12 protein-coding genes are annotated in these 16,333 nt (G+C 69.9%); 8 read left to right on the forward strand and 4 right to left on the reverse strand.

The genetic code is table 11. The features are described from left to right. The first annotated feature begins 152 nt into the window (after positions 1-152). From VZL07_RS37040 to VZL07_RS37065, 6 genes are all read left to right on the forward strand, one after another. Complete coding sequence (locus tag VZL07_RS37040; RefSeq protein ID WP_426752676.1) at positions 153-752, forward strand: DUF6624 domain-containing protein; 600 nt, start codon at positions 153-155, stop codon at positions 750-752. A gap of 11 nt (positions 753-763) precedes the next feature. Continuing rightward, the gene (locus tag VZL07_RS37045; protein WP_426752677.1) at positions 764-2,008 is read left to right on the forward strand and encodes a hypothetical protein; all 1,245 of its coding nucleotides are present in this window, start codon (positions 764-766) and stop codon (positions 2,006-2,008) included. Between the two features lie 3 nt (positions 2,009-2,011). Next, entirely contained in the window at positions 2,012-3,340 is a 1,329-nt protein-coding gene (locus VZL07_RS37050; RefSeq protein ID WP_426752678.1) for a JmjC domain-containing protein, read from the forward strand. A 61-nt stretch (positions 3,341-3,401) separates the two neighbouring features. After that, positions 3,402-3,554, forward strand: a complete 153-nt coding sequence (locus tag VZL07_RS37055; protein WP_426752679.1) for a hypothetical protein — start codon at positions 3,402-3,404, stop codon at positions 3,552-3,554. Between the two features lie 63 nt (positions 3,555-3,617). Beyond that, a complete protein-coding gene (locus VZL07_RS37060) occupies positions 3,618-4,973 on the forward strand; it encodes an IS1182 family transposase (RefSeq protein ID WP_426752680.1) in 1,356 nt (451 codons plus the stop codon). Between the two features lie 225 nt (positions 4,974-5,198). Beyond that, positions 5,199-6,602: a hypothetical protein gene (locus VZL07_RS37065; protein WP_426752681.1), complete on the forward strand. Its 1,404-nt coding sequence runs from the start codon at positions 5,199-5,201 to the stop codon at positions 6,600-6,602. A gap of 34 nt (positions 6,603-6,636) precedes the next feature. Here VZL07_RS37065 and VZL07_RS37070 read toward each other — a convergent pair whose 3' ends face one another. Further along, positions 6,637-7,914 carry a cytochrome P450 gene (locus VZL07_RS37070; RefSeq protein ID WP_426752682.1) on the reverse strand — a complete coding sequence of 426 codons (1,278 nt, stop codon included), beginning with the start codon at positions 7,912-7,914 and terminating at the stop codon, positions 6,637-6,639. A gap of 99 nt (positions 7,915-8,013) precedes the next feature. Here VZL07_RS37070 and VZL07_RS37075 point away from each other — a divergent pair, with 99 nt between their 5' ends. Continuing rightward, on the forward strand, positions 8,014-8,802 hold the full coding sequence (locus VZL07_RS37075) for a thioesterase II family protein (RefSeq protein ID WP_426752683.1): 789 nt from the start codon (positions 8,014-8,016) through the stop codon (positions 8,800-8,802). Continuing rightward, complete coding sequence (locus VZL07_RS37080; RefSeq protein ID WP_426752684.1) at positions 8,799-9,059, forward strand: acyl carrier protein; 261 nt, start codon at positions 8,799-8,801, stop codon at positions 9,057-9,059. Before VZL07_RS37075 ends, VZL07_RS37080 begins: the two co-directional genes overlap by 4 nt. Before the next feature lie 4 nt (positions 9,060-9,063). Here the strand turns inward: VZL07_RS37080 and VZL07_RS37085 are convergent, their stop codons facing one another. Genes VZL07_RS37085 through VZL07_RS37095 form a run of 3 tightly spaced genes read right to left on the reverse strand, consistent with a single transcriptional unit; the run spans position 9,064 to position 16,311 of the window. After that, positions 9,064-14,586 (reverse strand): type I polyketide synthase, encoded by a 5,523-nt coding sequence (locus VZL07_RS37085; protein ID WP_426757454.1) that lies wholly within the window; start codon positions 14,584-14,586, stop codon positions 9,064-9,066. 49 nt (positions 14,587-14,635) lie between these two features. Further along, positions 14,636-15,175, reverse strand: coding sequence for a hypothetical protein (locus tag VZL07_RS37090; RefSeq protein WP_426752685.1), 540 nt, complete (start codon positions 15,173-15,175; stop codon positions 14,636-14,638). Next, positions 15,175-16,311 carry an ArsA family ATPase gene (locus VZL07_RS37095; RefSeq protein ID WP_426752687.1) on the reverse strand — a complete coding sequence of 379 codons (1,137 nt, stop codon included), beginning with the start codon at positions 16,309-16,311 and terminating at the stop codon, positions 15,175-15,177. The genes VZL07_RS37090 and VZL07_RS37095 overlap by 1 nt, the downstream gene beginning before the upstream one ends. Between the last annotated feature and the right edge of the window lie 22 nt (positions 16,312-16,333).

Genomic DNA, 16,333 nt, shown 5'->3' on the forward strand with positions numbered 1-16,333 from the left:
TCCTTGCTAGGCTGGGCCGCCATGCGTTCCGTCACATGCACTCATGACTTGATGCATCACCCCGTCCAGGGCGAGAGCGGGTCAGGTCTTGAACCGCACATCCCCGCGGAATGTCCGCCAGCGAAGGCGAGCCTCACGGCGCAGGTGACGCAATGACTCGCGCGCGGACGGCAACGCGCAAGTCGCCACCGAGGCCCGCCAGGAATGGGCGCACCACCGCGACGCCCGCCCGGCGCGTCAACCGGGAGTTGCGCGCGCAATTGCTGCGCCTGGACCGGCTCGACAGCACCTTGCGCGCGGCCTGGGTCGCCACGGAGTTCAAGGACCGGCGCCTGGAACGCAAGCTCGAGGCGCTGACCTCCGCGGGCATCGACTGGCTGCGTGAGGTCCTCAAGACGCACGGCTGGCCAGGACACAGCCTGGTGGGGACCTCGGCGGCGGCTGCGGCCTGGCGCCTCGTCCAGCATGCCGAGTGTTCGGTGACGTTCCAGCGGCGTTGCCTGAAGCTGCTGCGCGACGCCGCGGAACGCGGAGAGGTGCCCATCCAGCAGGTGGCCTACCTCACGGACGTCGTGCGGATGCGTGAGGGAAAAAAGCAGTTGTATGGAACGAAGTTCCGCAAGGTGAAGGGCGAGCTCGTTCCGTACCCCATCGAGAAGCCAGACGCAGTGGACGCCCGGCGAAGGCAGATGAACCTTCCCTCACTGGAAGCGTATGCCCGGCGCCTCCGCCGGCAGTTCCTCCCGTCATGACCGGAGCCACCATGGGACCTGGATTCGACTGGAGCCAGTTCGTAAAACACCACTGGGAGAAGTCGCCCGCGCGCCTGCCATTTCGCGCGCCCGCCCTCTCCGCCGAGCACATCTTCCGGAACGCCACCGCCGTCTGCGATCCCTTCCGGCACGGAACGCGCTTTCGCGCCCTGCCCGATGCCCGCTTCTTCGTGGGCCACGCGCGGCTGGCCGCCCCGGGCCCCCTCCTTCCCGGCGTCGACGACGCATCACTCGGCGCCTATCTCGACCGCGCCGCCACGCAACTGCGTGGAGCGCCCTTCCAGCTGCACATCGAGCAGCCCTTCATGTTCGATTTCGCGCTCTGGAGCGCCGTCCGGGAGGTCCTCCGGGGCCTGATGGAACGCGTGGGCGTCCCCGTGCTCCCGGCCACCACCGACCTGGTGCTGGGCCGCTTCGACCGGGGGGCCCTGGGCGTCTCCAAGCGCCCTCACCACGCGCTCCTCCTGCTGGTGGTCCAGGGCCGGTTGCGCGTCCGCATCTGGAAGAAGCTCTGGGGAGCGCCCGCCAACGAGACGTTGGACTTCAACCGCCACCTCGACGAGGCCACGACGCTGGAGGCACGCGCGGGAGACCTCGTCTATGTCCCCTCTCATTGCTGGCAACTCGAGGAGGCGCCAGACGAGTGCATGGCCGTGCGGGTCTGGCTCCCCGTCAAGGGAAGCCGCCCCACGGATGTCGTCAAGAACGTGCTCGTGTCGCAGCTCGAAGGTCAGCACGCCCGGGATGAAGCCGTGCCCTATCTCGCCTATCCCTGGCGCCGCCCGCGCAAGGGGGCACGGGCGTCTGTCGAGGGCCTGGAGCAGACCGCCGACGCGCTCCATGCGCTGACACGCGACGTCGAGGTCCACCAGCGCCTGCGCCTCATCTGGGCGAGGCGCGTCAGCGCGTGCGCGCTCGAGCCCGTGCCGCCGCCGGACACGCCTGCTCCGCTGGCGGCTCACCAGCGCGTGCGACTCGCGCCCTCCGCGGACCTCATCCGGATGAAGGACCCGTCCGGGCTGTGGATCTGGGCCGTGAACGGCCATGCCTTCCCGGGTCCGGGCGATGCCGTGGCGCGGCGGCTCCTCCAGGCCCTGTCCACGGAGGAAGCCTGCAGCGTGGGCACGCTGTGCGGACAGGCCCGGACCGTCACACAGCGGGATGGCATTCGCGCGCTCCTGGAGACGCTGCTGCGCCTGCGAGGCCTCCAACTCGTATCCGGAGCGGAGGGCTGACGAATGCCATCTCTCGAGCTTGCGAAGCGCTTCGACTGGGACACCTTCGTGAGGCGCTACTGGAACCAGCGCCCGGTGCTCTTCAAGGGAACGGGCGCGTCCCCCTTCACGCCCGAGGACGTCTTCGAGGCCGCCGCCGGGGCGACCCGCCGATACCTGTCCCGGAGCTACGCCGCTGATTCGCGGCCGGACGTCGCCTTCACCATCGACCGGCTCCGCCAGCTCCACGTCCGGGACTGGCTGCCCCGGACATCCGACGGCTCCCTGGACGGCTATGACGCGCGGCTCGCGGCCCGGCTCGGTGAGCGGCGCTATGCCCTCATCGTCTCCAGCCTGCACGCCTCCAGTTTCCGCCTGTGGTCGCGAGAGCGCGACTTCTTCTCGGAGCTGTGGCGGCGGGTCGGCATTCCCCAGACAGGGGCCATCACCACGCTCTTCCACGGGACGTATGAGCACAGCCCCGTGGGCGTGCACCTGGACCGCTTCACCACGTTCCTCTTCGCGCTCCGGGGCCGCAAGCGGATGCGGTTCTGGCGCAAGCGCCCCTGGCGCGCGGACGTCTCCACCATCCTGGACTACCAGCCCTACCTGAAGTCGTCGTTCGTGGCGGAGGTCGAGCCCGGGGACATCCTCTACTGGCCATCCACCTACTACCACGTGGGTGAGAGCGTCGGAGCGGGTGTCGCCAGCAGCGTGAACGTCGGCATTCCCATCACCGAGCATCGCACCATCTATTCCGTGGACGACCTGCTGAGAGGGATGATCGACGAGACCTCGCTCGCAGACCAGGAATGGGAGCAGACGCGGCTGGCGCGCGTCGCGGCCACACCGCTTGTGCGCGGCGCGCTCACGGGCGTGGGTGTCCTCTCCGCGGCGCTGCCCCGTGCGCTGACCGAGGCGGTGGAGGCATTCCGAGACGTCAGCGAGCCTCGTGAAGCCCGGCGGCACATCCAGGCCACCTGGCTCGAGCGCCTGACGGCAGGCGGCTTCGAACCCGTGCCCGAGCCTGGACGCACGCGACGCCTGAAGGACGCGCACCACGTCCGCGCGGACCCGCGCTTTCCCATCCTCTTCGAGCGAGATGGCACGCGGCGGTGGCTCTGCGCCGCGAATGGACATGCCCTTCGCGGCGCGGGCGGAGGACGGGCCGTCGACACGTTCTTCCAGCGGCTGAACTCCGGGCGTGCCATGCGCGTGGCCGCACTGCTGCGGCCCTTTCGCGTGTCACACTCGACGGCACATGACCCAGATGTCATTGCTGCATCGCGTGAAGGAATGCACAGTCTCCTGGAAAAACTTCACACCTTCCGCGCAATCACTTTCACCCCTTGACGCATCACTTGTCAGCGCCCACGCTACGCCAGCAGTTCACGCTCACCGACGGAGGCATGTCATGACGAAGGCGAAGCAGAAGGCCCCCCGGTCGTCCAAGCAGGCCAAGGAGAAGCTCGTGCAGATGATGCGCGAGATGGAGAAGTCCACCGTGCCCTCGGCCACGAAGGCCGCGCCCGGCACCTGCATCCGCATCTACTGCTCCCCCTACTAGGAGCCTGTCGCGGTAATCGCGAGGGGCTTGCCCGGCGGAGTCTGAAGGGGCTCAATGCCCCGCATGAGCAAGAAGTACCGCCCCTGGAATGTGCAGCAGGACTTCCTGCTGCCGCCGTCGCTGCTGGACTGGCTGCCGGAGCACCACCTCGCGCGTTTCGTGCTGGAGGTGGTGGAGGAGTTGGACTTGGGGCCCATCTACGAGTCGTACGAGAAGCAGCTGCGAGGCTACCCGCCGTACGAGCCGAAGATGATGGTGGCGCTGCTGCTGTACGCGTACTGCACCGGGGTGACGTCCTCTCGGAAGATTGAGAGGAAGACGCAGGAGGACGTGGCCTTCCGCGTGCTGGCGGCGAACCAGTCCCCAGACCACTCGCGGATTTCGGAGTTTCGACGTCGGCACGGGGCGCACTTCGAGAGTCTCTTCGTGCAGATGCTGAAGCTGTGCGCGAGGGCGGGGCTGGTGAAGCTGGGGCACGTGGCGCTGGACGGCACGAAGCTGAAGGCGAACGCCAGCAAGCACAAGGCGATGAGCTACGAGCGGATGAAGCAGGAGGAAGGGAAGCTGCGCGAGCAGGTGCGGCACCTGCTGGCCCAGGCGGAGGCCGTCGACGCGGAAGAGGACGCCCGCCACGGCAAGGGCAAGCGAGGCGACGAGCTTCCCGAGGAGTTGCGGCGCACGCGGGAGCGGCTGCAGCGCATTCGTCAGGCCCGGCAGGCGCTGGAGGCCGAAGCCAAGGCGGCCGCCGAAGCAGACAAGGGCAAGGATGATGACGACGACGCGCCCCCGCCCGCCCAGGACTTGCCCGGCCACACCGTGCCCCACACGGCCGAGGGCAAGCCGACGCCGAAGGCGCAGCGCAACTTCACCGACGCCGACAGCCGAATCATGAAGAAGGGCGCAAGCTTCGAGCAGGCCTACAACGCGCAGGCGGCGGTGGACGCGGCGCACCAGGTGATTGTCGCCCAGGCCCTCACCAACCAGCCTCCGGACGCCGAGCACCTGCCGGCACTGGTGGACCGGGTGGCCGCCCACCTCGAAGAAGTGCCAGGCAAGCTGAGCGCGGACGCGGGCTACTTCTCGGCGAAGAATGTCCGCTGGCTGGAGTCGGTGGGCGTCGAGCCGTACCTCGCCACCGGCCGCCAGAAGCATGGAGAAGCGCCACCGAAAGTCAGGGGCCGTCCGCCCGCGGGGCTCACCCCCAAGGAGCGGATGGTCCGGAAGCTGGCGACGAAGCGAGGCAAGGAGGTGTACCGAATGCGCAAGGCGATTGTGGAACCCGTCTTCGGCCAAATCAAAGAGGCACGCGGCATCCGCGCCCTGCTGCGCCGAGGCCTGAAGGCCGCCCGGGAGGAGTGGGCCCTCATCTGCGCCACCCACAACCTCCTCAAGCTCTTCCGAGCGACGGCAGCAGCGTAGCGGCCTGCCGCACCCTGCGGCCCACCGGCGTCTCTCACCCCGCCTCGCTCCCAACCCCATTACCGCGACACACTCCTAGGGAAGCACTCCGGGCCGCCGGGACTCCCGAGCGGCCCGTCTTCCAACCTGCGCAGTGTGCCGCGTCATACCGATGCAAGGCATTCTGGAGCGGGCGGCGGCCCTCACTATCCTGTCACCCTCCTACATCCTCCCAGGAGCCGTGACATGAAAAGCGCCGTCGAGTTGCATGGCAACCCCCTGAGCGAGACGTCCCTCGCCGCGATGCGGCGATGGCTGCTCGACGTCGACGTCCTGGGTTATCTGCCGCAAATCGTCGCAACGGAGGCGGAAGGCAGGCTCTGGACCTACTTCTGGTTCGGCATCCGCCGCATCGACGACCTCGTCGACCAGCATGGGTTCCAGATTCTGGATGACCCCAAGGCCTTCACGGAGGACCTGGATGCCATCCAGGTGCTGCGCGAGTTCATGGCCGCGGCCCCGACGCTCATCGACGGCCGGCGGCGCCTCATCGAGCAGATTCGCTCCTTCTACGCGGAGCGCGAGTACCTCGCGCTCGGCCGTCCGTTGACGGTCAAGGAGCTGTTCTCGCTCTGGTACCTCAAGGCCGGCCCCGGCGCGTACATGGTGCAGCGCCTCCAGCTCTCCGACGTGGACGAGGCCACCGTGCGCCGCATCGTGAAGCTGGCGTCGGTGGGCCTGCAGATGTTCGACGACCTGGTGGACCTCCAGGAGGACCTCGACCTGGGGCGTTTCTGGCTGAGCGCGGAGGAGCTGGAGCTGCTGGGCCTCTCCACCACGCCGCCCGCGTCGCTGCCCGCCACCGCGGGCGAGCGCATCATCCGGATGCGCAAGGCCATCTGCCTGGAGTACTTCCTCGCGGTGCATGACGAGGCCTCGCGCATCACCTCTCCCGAGAGCCGCAAGGTCGCCACCGCCTTCGCGGAGGGCTGGCTGAACTTCCTCCAGCAGGGCTACCTGAAAATCTACGCCGCCACCGACACCAAGCCCTGGAACACCATCCAGCGCGTGCTCAAGGTGCTTCCGGGCTCGGAGACGGTGAAGCTGCCGGTGTTGCGCTCCGTCTTCTCGCTGCTCTCCACGCTGCCGCTGCCGCCCGTGGACGTGGCGGCCTGCCGACGCGAGCTCCAGCAGCTCGGCGGCTGCCCCAAGGCCCTTGCCCCGGAGGTGGCCCTGGAGGTCATGGGCGCGTGCGAAGCGGAGGGCGACCGCGAGTCCTTCGACCAGCCCGGACCGAAGGCCGGTGCGCTGGAGCGGCTGCTGCTGTCCACCCCTCCGAAGAGCACCGCGGCGGACTTCGCGCGCAGCTGCCGCGATGCGGCCGCGGGCTCGCCGTCCAACCTGCGCGACCCCGGCCTGTCCGAGGTCGTCGCGAGCAGCTTCAAGCTCGCCGAGCGCACCGCGCGCCACTCCTTCATGGCACGCGACAACTTCCTCCAGCTGTTCCGCCAGGGCGCACGCAGCCGGGGCCCGGTGGTGGACGCGGAGCTCGCCGAGCAGTTCGCGCGGGACAGCGCGGACTGGGTCGCGCTGGGCATCGAGGCCGTCGCAGCGACGGCCCGTGAGCTTCGCGGCGCCTGCCAGAAGTAGGCGCGGCTCCGGACCCGGCCGGAGCCCCTGCCGCTCACCGGGGAACGAGCGGCAGCCGCGTCAGTCCGCGCATCATCAACGAGTCCACGTACTCCCGGCGTGTGTCGGCGCGACGCACGCCGGGGAGCAGTGGCACCAGCTCCTCCAGCGCCACGCGGGCCTCCAGGCGTGCGAGGCCCGCCCCCAGGCAGTGATGGATGCCAAACCCGAAGGCCCGATGAGGCGACGGCGTGCGCGTCACGTCGAAGCGGTCCGGCTCCTTGAAGACGCGCTCGTCCCGGTTCGCCGCCCCGAGCATCAGCGCGATGCTCGAGCCCGCCGGGAGGCACACCCCACCCACCTCCACGTCCTCGACCGCCGACCGCAACGTGAACTGCACCGGAGACTCCCAGCGCAGCGCCTCCTCGACGAGGCCCGGAATCCGCTCCGGAGCCCCGAGCACGAGCGCCAGCTGCTCGGGGTGGTCCAGCAGCGCCGCCGCCGCGTTGCCAATCAGGTTCGTGGTCGTCTCGTTCCCCCCCAGCAGCAGCGTGTGGATGAAGCTGAACAGCTCCTCTTCGTCCAGCCGCTCCGCGTGGGCCGGGTCCACGAGCACGCTGACGAGGTCCTCCCGGGGCTCACGCCGCCGCTTCTCCACCAGCGTGCGCATGTAGGACCGGAACTCCGTCAGGATGGCGAAGAACTCACGCAGGGACCGCGACTCCCGACCCGCGCCCGTCGCATAGGTGATGAAGCCCGCGGCCCACCGCTTGAAGTCCTCGCGCCACTCCGGCTCCACGCCGAGCATCTCGGTCACGATGACCACGGGCAGCGGCACCGACAGCCCCGACACCAGGTCGAACGGCTGCCCCGCCCGCAGCGGCGCGAGGTACTCGGTGACGAGCTGCCGGATGCGCGGCTCCCAGGCGGCGATGGCGCGCGGCGTGAAACAGCGGCTCACCATGCCACGCAGCTCGCCGTGACGGGGCGGGTCCGAGTTGATGATGGCGTCCGGCGGTCCCTGGAAGAACTTCTCCACGTCCACCCGGCCACGCAGCACCAGGCGCAGCATCGATGGGACGTCCGCGAGCGCCGGCCGCTTGTTCTCGAACATCACCGCCGTCATCGCCCGGGACGAGAACTGCTCCGGCCGGCGCAACACGAAGTCGACATCGGCATGCCGGGACAGACAGAAGAGCTTCGCCTTCGGTGCCCAGTGCACCGGGCTCTGCTCCCGGAGCGCACGGTAGACAGGATAGGGGTCATCCCAGTGCGAGGACGAGAACGGCTCGAACTCCACCTGCGGACGAACAGCCCACAGTGCGTTTGACATGACGACCCACCTCACATTGGTGTTTACGAATCAGCCAGGGCGTGCAAGTGATGATTGGCAATCATATACTCCATTCCCAATCACCCCTCCCATTCTCGAATGAATCCTGAACCCCATCCGGCCACGGAGCCGACCCCCTGGCTCATCCGGCGGAAGCCCGCCGTGGCGCCGCCGCTGCGGCTGTTCTGCTTTCCCTACGCGGGCGCCGGAAGCCTCCCCTATTTCAAATGGCCAGACCTGCTCCCCGAAGCCCAGGTCGAGGTCTGCGCCATCCAGCCGCCCGGCCGCGAGAACAGGCTTCATGAGCCCTCCCTGGACGAGTTGCCCCGGCTGCTCGACGCGCTGGTGCGGGAGCTCTCCCCCCTCTTCGATGTGCCGTTCGCCTTCTTCGGCCACAGCCTGGGAGCGCTCATCGCCTTCGAGCTGACGCGCGAGCTGCGCCGCCGGGGCCGGCCCCTGCCGCGAGTGCTGCTCGTCTCGGGCGCGGAGGCGCCGTCGCTGCGCAATGGACTTCCACCCCTGAGCGGCCTGGGGCGCGACGACTTCATCCGCGAGCTCAGCGCCCGCTATGACGGCATTCCCCAGCAGGTCCTGGCGCAGCCGGAGATTCTCGACCTCATCCTGCCCAGCCTCCGCGCCGACCTGAAAATCTCGGAGGGCTATACCTACCGGGATGAGCCGCCGCTTCCCGTGCGCATCTGCGCCCTGGGCGGCACCCGGGACCCGCGCGTCTCCGAGGCCGCGCTGGAGGCGTGGCGTCAGCAAACACAGCAAGCCTTTACGCTGAAGATGTTTCCAGGCGGCCATTTCTTCATCAATGAAATGACTTCCCAGGTGGTCCAGGTCGTTCACCAAGAACTCGTTGTCAATACAGGCGCCACGTCATGAACAGAGATGAATTGCTCCGCGAGCTGACCCGCTACGTCGCCGAAGAGCTATTGGACGGAGACGCGGAGGAGCTCGACGCCTCCACGCCCCTGCTCGAGCTGGGGGTGCTCAACTCCCTGGAGACCGCCCGGATGATGGGCTTCGTCCAGAAGAAGTACGGCATCACCATCCCGTCGGAGGCGCTGAAGGTCGAGAACCTCCAGACGCTCTCCGCCATCGCGGACCTCGTCTACGACGCGAGGCCCCGCCAGCCGTAGCGACTCAGCGGCTCCGCCGCAGCATGGCCTGGACGGCACTGTCGTCCAGGCTGTCCACGTCGGCCAGGAGCGCCTCCAGCTCCGCGTCCTGGGGGGCCTCCTTCACCGGGGCGACCACGGGCGCCTCATCCACGAGCCCCAGCACCTCGGCCGCCAGGTAGTCCACCAGCCCGTTGACGGTGGGATTGTCGAAGGCCACCGTCGCGGGCAGCGAGGTGCCCAGGGTGCGCTGGAGCACGTTGCGCAGCTCCACGGACATCAGCGAGTCCATGCCGAACTCGAAGAAGCCCTGGTTCGGGTCGAGCGGCTCCATCGGTGGACGGCCCAGAACGCCATTCACCAGCGCTCCCACCTGGGCGCGAAGGGCACCGCGACGCTCCTTCGGGGGAAGCCGCTCGAGCTGCTGGCGAATCCCCTCGCTCGCGGCCGGGCTCGCCTTTTCGATGAAGGCCTCGAAGAGGGGCGCACCTCCGCGCCGTCCGAGCACCGTCCAGTCCACCGGCACGATGCCGAGCTGCCCGCTCAGGCCCAGGGACTGCTCGAAGACCTGGAGCCCGTCTTCCGGCGGAATCACCCCGAAGCCCAGCTGCTCCATGCGACGGCGAATCGGGTCCTCGGCCGCCGCCCCCACTTCGGCCCACGCGCCCCAGTTGAGGCTCAGGCCCGGCAGCCCCTGCGCCTGCCGGAAGCGGGCGAGCCCGTCCAGGAACGCGTTGGCGGCCACGTAGTTGGCCTGCCCCGCCGAGCCGATGAGCGACGACGCCGAGGAGAACAGGACGAAGAAGTCCAGCGCCACGCCCTGCAGCGCGCGGTGCAGGTTCCATCCTCCCGCGACCTTGGGCGCGAACGCCCGGGCCAGGCGCTCCGGCGTCATCTGCATGAAGAGGCCATCGTCAATGACGCCCGCGGAATGCACGACGCCCCGGATGGGCGGCACCCGGCCAGCGAGCTCCGACAGGACGCGCTCCAGGTCCGACGCCACCGCCACGTCGCACTGCACCACCTGGAGTGTCACCCCTCGCTGCTCCAGCGCTTCGAGGCGGGGACGTACCTCCGCCGACGGCGCCCGCCGCCCCATCAACACGAGGTGCCGAGCCCCTCGCTCCACCAGGCGCTCCGCGACGATGAGCCCCAGGCCCCCGAGCCCGCCCGTCACCAGGTAGCTCGCGTCCGGCCGCAGCGAGGCTTCAGCTCCACGGAGCCGGCGACTGCGCACCAGCCGGGGCACCCGGCGGACGTTGCCACGCAGCGCGACCTCGTCCTCCGCGCTCCCTGCCAGCAGCTCGGCCAGGAGCTGGTCGGCGTCGTTCCCGGTCGCGCCCGCCTCCAGGTCCACGCGCCGGCAGTGGAGGTCTGGATGCTCGCGGGTGATGGACTTGCCAAGGCCCCACAGGATGGAGCCCTCCAGGCGGGTGATGCGCTCCTTCTCCGACGTCGCCTGCGCCCCTCGCGTCACCAGCCAGAGCGAGGTGTCCGCGCCCTTGGCCTCGACCAGTGCCTGGGCGAGCGCGAGCACGCGAGTGCCCTGCCCCAGCGCCTGCGCGGGCACGTCTTCCCCCGCGCCATCGAGGCTCCACAGGTCGACCACGTGCAACGGCCCCTGCTCCGTCCCTGGACGCAAACGGGCCAGCAGCGCCTGGGCCTGCTCGCGACCCGTGACGGCCTCCGCGTCGCTCGCGCGCACCGTCAGCACGTGCCATCCACGTCCCTGGAGGCGCTCGGCGAGACGCGCGCCCACGCCCGCCTCATCCGCCAGGACCAGGCACTGCCCTGGAACCCCGGTGGCCGCCGCAGCCGGGGCCAGCGGCCGGTTCTGCCACTCGAGCTCATAGAGCCAGCTCTGGAAGCGCTTGCTCCTCGCGCCCAGCAGGCTCTCGCGGGTGATGCGCCGGAGCGACAGCCGCTCCACCGTCGCCACACGTTCGCCGTCCGCCGTCATGAGCTGGATGTCACACGTGAAGCCGGGCCCCTTCGCGTCATCGCTCCGCGCCAGCGTCGCGTGGGCCCACACCTCGCGCAGCCCGGTCCGCTGGACCTGGACCTTGCCGACACCCACGGGCAGGTAGGCGGCGTCACCCTCTTCATCGAGCACGGCCCCGACCATCTGGAAGCAGGCATCCAGGAGCGCGGGCTGCAAGCGGTACCGCGCCGCCTCCTCGGCCGCATTGCCGGACAGGGCCAGCCGGCCCAGCACCTCCTGCTCACCGCGCCAGAGCTGCTGGATGGCGCGGAAGCTGGGCCCGTACGCGAGGCCGGCCTGTCCCAGCTTCGCGTAGTAGCCGTCCACGGAGACCTCGCGTGCCAGCACCTTGCGCAGGCGCTCGACGTCGATGCGCGTCCCCTCCGTGGCCGCCGCGCTGGAGACCTTCCCGTGCGCGTGGAGAACCCAGGCGGGCTCGCCTTCGCCGGTGCGCTCGTCCTGGCTGTGGATTTCGAAGCGCCCGCCGCGCTCGCCTTCGGGCGAATACAGCAGGTTCAACCGGCGCGTCCCCTCCTCCGGGAGGAAGAGGGCCTGCGAGAAGGTGAGCTCGTCCACCGTCCCACCGGTGTCCGCGAAGAGCGCGGCGCCCGCGGCGAGCCCCATCTCCACGTAGGCCGCGCCCGGCATGAGCACCTGTCCGTAGACGCCGTGGTCCCGGAGGAAGGCCGGCTTCTCCGCGCCCACGAAGGACTCGAACTGCCGCGTCTGCGAAGGCGAGACATGCAGGTGCCCGAGGAGCGGATGCGCGGGCGCCGCGTCCGCCTGGGCTTGCGCGGAGACTCCCGGGACGTCCCACGAGGCCCCGGAGAGCTCCATCCAGTGGCTGCGACGCTGGAAGGGATAGAGCGGCAGCGCGACCTTGTGGCGTTCACGTCCCTGGTCCAAACCCCGCCATGCCACCGGCACTCCCGCGACGAACAGGGCGGCGAGCCCCTCCAGCAGTTGCTGCCAATCCGAACGCTCCGGCCGCAGGCTGCCTGCCCAGAGGACGTCCTCCTTCGTGATGCAGGACTGCCCCATGGTCACCAGCGTCGGCTTCGGGCCGACCTCCAGGAAGGCCTTCACGCCCGCCTGCTCCAGTGTCTGCATCCCGCGGGCGAACATCACCGGCTCACGGAGGTGCTGCACCCAGTACCGGGGCGTCAGGAGCTCCGGCCCCGCCTCGCGGCCGCTCAGGTTCGAGATGAGCGGGATGGACGGCGCCTGGAAGCGCACCTTCTCCACGGCCTGGGCGAACGCGTCGAGGATGGGGTCCATCAGCGCGGAGTGGAATGCGTGGGAGACGCGCAGCATCGTCGCGCGCTTCCCCTTCCGGGTCAGCTCTCCGGCGCAGTCGCTCACCGCGGCCTCGCGCCCCGAAATCACGACGTTGCGCGGGCCATTGAGGGCCGCGATGGAGACCTGCCCGTCATACCTGCCGAGCAGCGCCTCCACTTCCGCCGCGTCCGCCGACACGGCGGCCATGGCTCCGCCCGCGGGCAGCGACTGCATCAGCCGTGCGCGCGTGGCGATGAGCGCCAGCCCCTCCTCGAGGGTGAATACCCCCGCCACACACGCGGCCACGAACTCGCCGACCGAGTGGCCCATCACGAAGTCTGGCCGCACGCCCCACTGCATCCACACCTGCGCCAGCGCGTATTCGAGCGCGAACAGCGCGGGCTGGGTGAATCCCGTCTCGTCCAGCCGCGAGCGCGCGTGCGCGTCCCGCTCCGCCGGGTAGAGCAGCTCGATGAGCGACTGCCCCATCAACGGGCGCAGCACCTCGTCACACCGCAGGAGCGCTTGCCGGAACACCGGCTCCGTCCGGAAGAGCTCCTCTCCCATCCCCAGCCACTGCGAGCCCTGTCCGGTGAACAGGAAGGCGACCCGAGGCTCGCCCTCGGCCTTGCCACGCAGCACCGCCGAAGGGTTCTGACCGGCCGCGAAGGCCGCGAGCTGCTCCCGCATCGCGTCGTGCGAGCTCCCGAGCACCGCGAGCCGGTGCTTGAAGGCTTCACGCCCGGTGTTCGCGGTGAAGCAGATGTCCGCCAGCGGCTGCCCCGTGAGCTCGGGCTGTCCGAGCGCCTGCGCGTATCGCTGGGCCAGCTCGCCGAGGGCCTGCGGCGTGCGGGCCGACAGCGTCAGGACGTGGTGCGGCCGGGGCGAGTCCTCCGGCGCCCGCGGCGGCGCGGGCGGCGCCTCTTCGATGAGCACGTGCGCATTCACGCCGCTGAGCCCGAAGCCGCTGATGCCGGCCACGCGGGGCTTGTCGCCCCCGGGCCACGGCATCACCTGCGTGGGCACGGCGAGGTTGAGCTGATCCCAGTCCACCGCGGGATTGGGCTTGCGGAAGTGGAGGTGCGGCGGGATTTCGCCCTGCCGCATGGACAGCACGACCTTGATCATCCCCGCTGCGCCCGCGGCGGACTCCAGATGGCCCAGGTTCGTCTTCGCGGAGCCGACCAGCAGCGGCGCGTCTGGGCTCCGGCCATGGCGGAGCACGGCGTCGAGCGCGCGCAGCTCGATGGGGTCGCCCAGCGGCGTCCCCGTCCCGTGGGCCTCGATGTAGCTCACGTCCGCCGGCGCCACGCCCGCGGCCTCCAGCGCCTTGCGCAGCAGCTTCTCCTGGGCGGGGCCGTTGGGGACCGTCAGCCCGCCGCTGAGCCCGTCATGGTTCACCGCCGAGCCTCGGATGACGGCGAGGATGCGGTCCTTGTCCCGCTGCGCATCCGACAGGCGCTTGAGCACCAGGACGCCGCAGCCCTCGCCGCGGCCGTAGCCGTTGGCGGAGGCATCGAAGGTCTTCGACCGTCCATCCGGGGCCAGGGCCCGCATCTTCGACAGGACGATGTTGCTGTCCGGCCGGATGATGACGTTCACCCCGCCCGCGAGCGCCAGCGAGCACTCCCCCTGGCGCAGCGCCTGGCACGCCAGGTGGGCGGAGACGAGCGCCGAGGAGCACGCCGTCGCGACCACCATCGAGGGGCCCTGGAGCCCCAGCACGTAGGAGACGCGCCCCGCCGAGAAGCTGAGCTCGTTCCCCGTCCCCATGTACGGCAGGTCCCGCGTCTGCACGGCATTGAAGGGGACGCGGCCGTAGTCACTGCTCAGGAAGCCCACGTACACGCCGGTGTCGCTACCCACGAGCGAGCCGGGCGCGATGCCAGCGTCCTCCAGCGCCTCCCAGGACACCTCGAGCATCAAGCGCTGCTGCGGGTCGACGTAGTTCGCCTCGCGCGGTGACAGGCCGAAGAACTCGCTGTCGAAGCCGGTGATGGGCTGCGAGAGGAAGCCTCCCTCGCGCACGCTCATCTTCCAGCCCGCGTCCGGGTCCTCGGAGTAATACGCCTCCGCGTCCCAGCGGTCCGCAGGGACCGGGCCCACGGCGTCGACGCCCGCGCGCAGCAGCTCCCAGTACAGCCGAGGGTCGTTCGCCCCACCGGGGAACCGGCAACCCATGCCGATGATGGCGATGGGCTCCGAGCGCGCGCGCTCGAGTCCGTCAACGCGCGCCCGGAGGGTCTTGATGGCCAGCGCCGCCCGCTGCAGCGGCGTCATCGACTCCATCGAGAGAGCATTCATGGACTCATCCGACACGACCCACCCCTTTCACTGCCTAGCTGATGGAAATCTTCTCCAGCGGTTCCGCCGCGGGAGTGACGATCACGCCCGCCCCGCCCACGCTGGTGCCCGAGCTCACGGGGCACCCGGGCGCGCTGCTGCTCGCCGTGGGGCCACCACTCGCGGCGGGAGGCGCGCGGCGGTCACTCGGCCTGGCGCACACGCCGGGAATCGTGGCGCCCGTGGCGCTCTTCGGCCGCTTCGACAGGAACAGGTCGCTCGCCTTCTGGAAGACCTCGCCCAGGGACATGACCGGCTTGGGCGGGTGGCTGGCCGCCGACGGGGCCGCAGCGGGAGGCGCCGGAGGCTGCTTCGCCCGGTCCTCGATGGCCGAGTCGATGTGCTCCAGCTCCTGGATCTGCGCCTCGACCAGATGGGCGACGCCCTTCAGCGCCTCCTGCTTCGCGCGGAAGAGCTGCTGCACGAAGCCCCGGCCTCCGGGAATCACCGCGTTGGTGAGCTCCGCGAACCGGGCCGCGTACACCGGTGAACTGCCAAACGCACCCTTGGGATAACGGCCATCTTGCGTGGACATCAGACACCCCTTTCCTTCTGGAAACTGACGATGAGCCGGTCGCCCTCCATGTGGGCGCCCGACGTCGGGAGCAGCGCGACCATCCGGGGCAGCACGACGTTGCGCCGGGCCCCCCCCACCTGGATGACGAACTCCTCGCCGCGGCGGGAGAGCTCGATGTCGCTCTTCGCCACGAAGGGAAGCCGCACCTCCAGGAGGTACACATCCACTGCGTCCTTGCGGAGGCCGAGCATCGGCTGCGGCTCGCCGAGCTTCACCGGGTCTTCGCCCTGGTAGAGCTGCTCCGCGAAGGCCTCGAGCGGCTTCTCTCCCACCACCTCCCCGTCCTGGTGTGGAACCTTCAGCACCAGCACGTCGGTGAAGGCGGCCTTCAACTTCTCGACGTGGGCCTGCTGCGCCTGCGCGGGCCCCAGCCGGTTGATGACGACGCAGTCCACCGCCAGCCCGTGGAGGTTGAAGTGCATATAGGCCCGCTGCGACTCCTGGACGGAGGCCGTGTCCGCGGAGGTCACCAGCCGCACGGTCGTCACCTCGGGGTTGTGCAGCAGCTCGTCCACGGCCTTCAGCCGGTCGCGAACCTCCAGGCTGGCCTCCGCGCCCTGGAGGCTCGCCGCCATCAGCCGTGCCCTGCGGCCTGGTTGCGCGGGCGCCTGCTGCTTGCGCGCGTACCAGCTCATCGCGGACACGGTGTTCAGGAACTGCAGCGCCTCGGAGGTCGAAGGGCAGTCCACGACGATGAGGTCATGACGCTGCTCCCGGACGTATTCGCCCAGGCGGAGGAGCGTGACGACGTGGGCCGCCTCGGCCGTCACCGCCACCTCCTCCGCGCTCACGCGCTCCAGTCCGCCGGCCACGAGCGCCGCGAGGCCGCCCTGGCCGCTGTTCCAGCCCCGCCGGAGCTCCTCCGCGACATCCACCTCGTGGAGGGAGAGGTGGTCGTTGATGCCCACGGGAACACCCCGAGGCCCCGAGAAGAGTGGCACCTCGACACCGAAGGCGGCGCTCAGGCCGCGGGACACGCCGAACGAGAGCACCATCGTCCGGACGCCCCGGCGAGAGGCGGCCAGCGCCGTCGCCGCCGCCACGCTGCTCTTCCCGGCGCCACCGCTTCCGGAGACAAGAATGATTCGGGCCATCTCAAGCCACCTCTCGCGTCCG

It is taken from the genome of Pseudomyxococcus flavus, assembly GCF_050038885.1.
Lineage (GTDB): Bacteria > Myxococcota > Myxococcia > Myxococcales > Myxococcaceae > Myxococcus > Myxococcus flavus.

Coding starts and splice junctions, on each gene's coding strand:
- VZL07_RS37095 (WP_426752687.1), bottom strand. CDS start 16,311: ATGGCCCGAATCATTCTTGTCTCCGGAAGCGGTGGCGCCGGGAAGAGC.
- VZL07_RS37050 (WP_426752678.1), top strand. CDS start 2,012: ATGCCATCTCTCGAGCTTGCGAAGCGCTTCGACTGGGACACCTTCGTG.
- VZL07_RS37045 (WP_426752677.1), top strand. CDS start 764: ATGGGACCTGGATTCGACTGGAGCCAGTTCGTAAAACACCACTGGGAG.
- VZL07_RS37075 (WP_426752683.1), top strand. CDS start 8,014: ATGAATCCTGAACCCCATCCGGCCACGGAGCCGACCCCCTGGCTCATC.
- VZL07_RS37090 (WP_426752685.1), bottom strand. CDS start 15,175: ATGTCCACGCAAGATGGCCGTTATCCCAAGGGTGCGTTTGGCAGTTCA.
- VZL07_RS37080 (WP_426752684.1), top strand. CDS start 8,799: ATGAACAGAGATGAATTGCTCCGCGAGCTGACCCGCTACGTCGCCGAA.
- VZL07_RS37085 (WP_426757454.1), bottom strand. CDS start 14,586: ATGGAGTCGATGACGCCGCTGCAGCGGGCGGCGCTGGCCATCAAGACC.
- VZL07_RS37060 (WP_426752680.1), top strand. CDS start 3,618: ATGAGCAAGAAGTACCGCCCCTGGAATGTGCAGCAGGACTTCCTGCTG.
- VZL07_RS37070 (WP_426752682.1), bottom strand. CDS start 7,914: ATGTCAAACGCACTGTGGGCTGTTCGTCCGCAGGTGGAGTTCGAGCCG.
- VZL07_RS37040 (WP_426752676.1), top strand. CDS start 153: ATGACTCGCGCGCGGACGGCAACGCGCAAGTCGCCACCGAGGCCCGCC.
- VZL07_RS37065 (WP_426752681.1), top strand. CDS start 5,199: ATGAAAAGCGCCGTCGAGTTGCATGGCAACCCCCTGAGCGAGACGTCC.
- VZL07_RS37055 (WP_426752679.1), top strand. CDS start 3,402: ATGACGAAGGCGAAGCAGAAGGCCCCCCGGTCGTCCAAGCAGGCCAAG.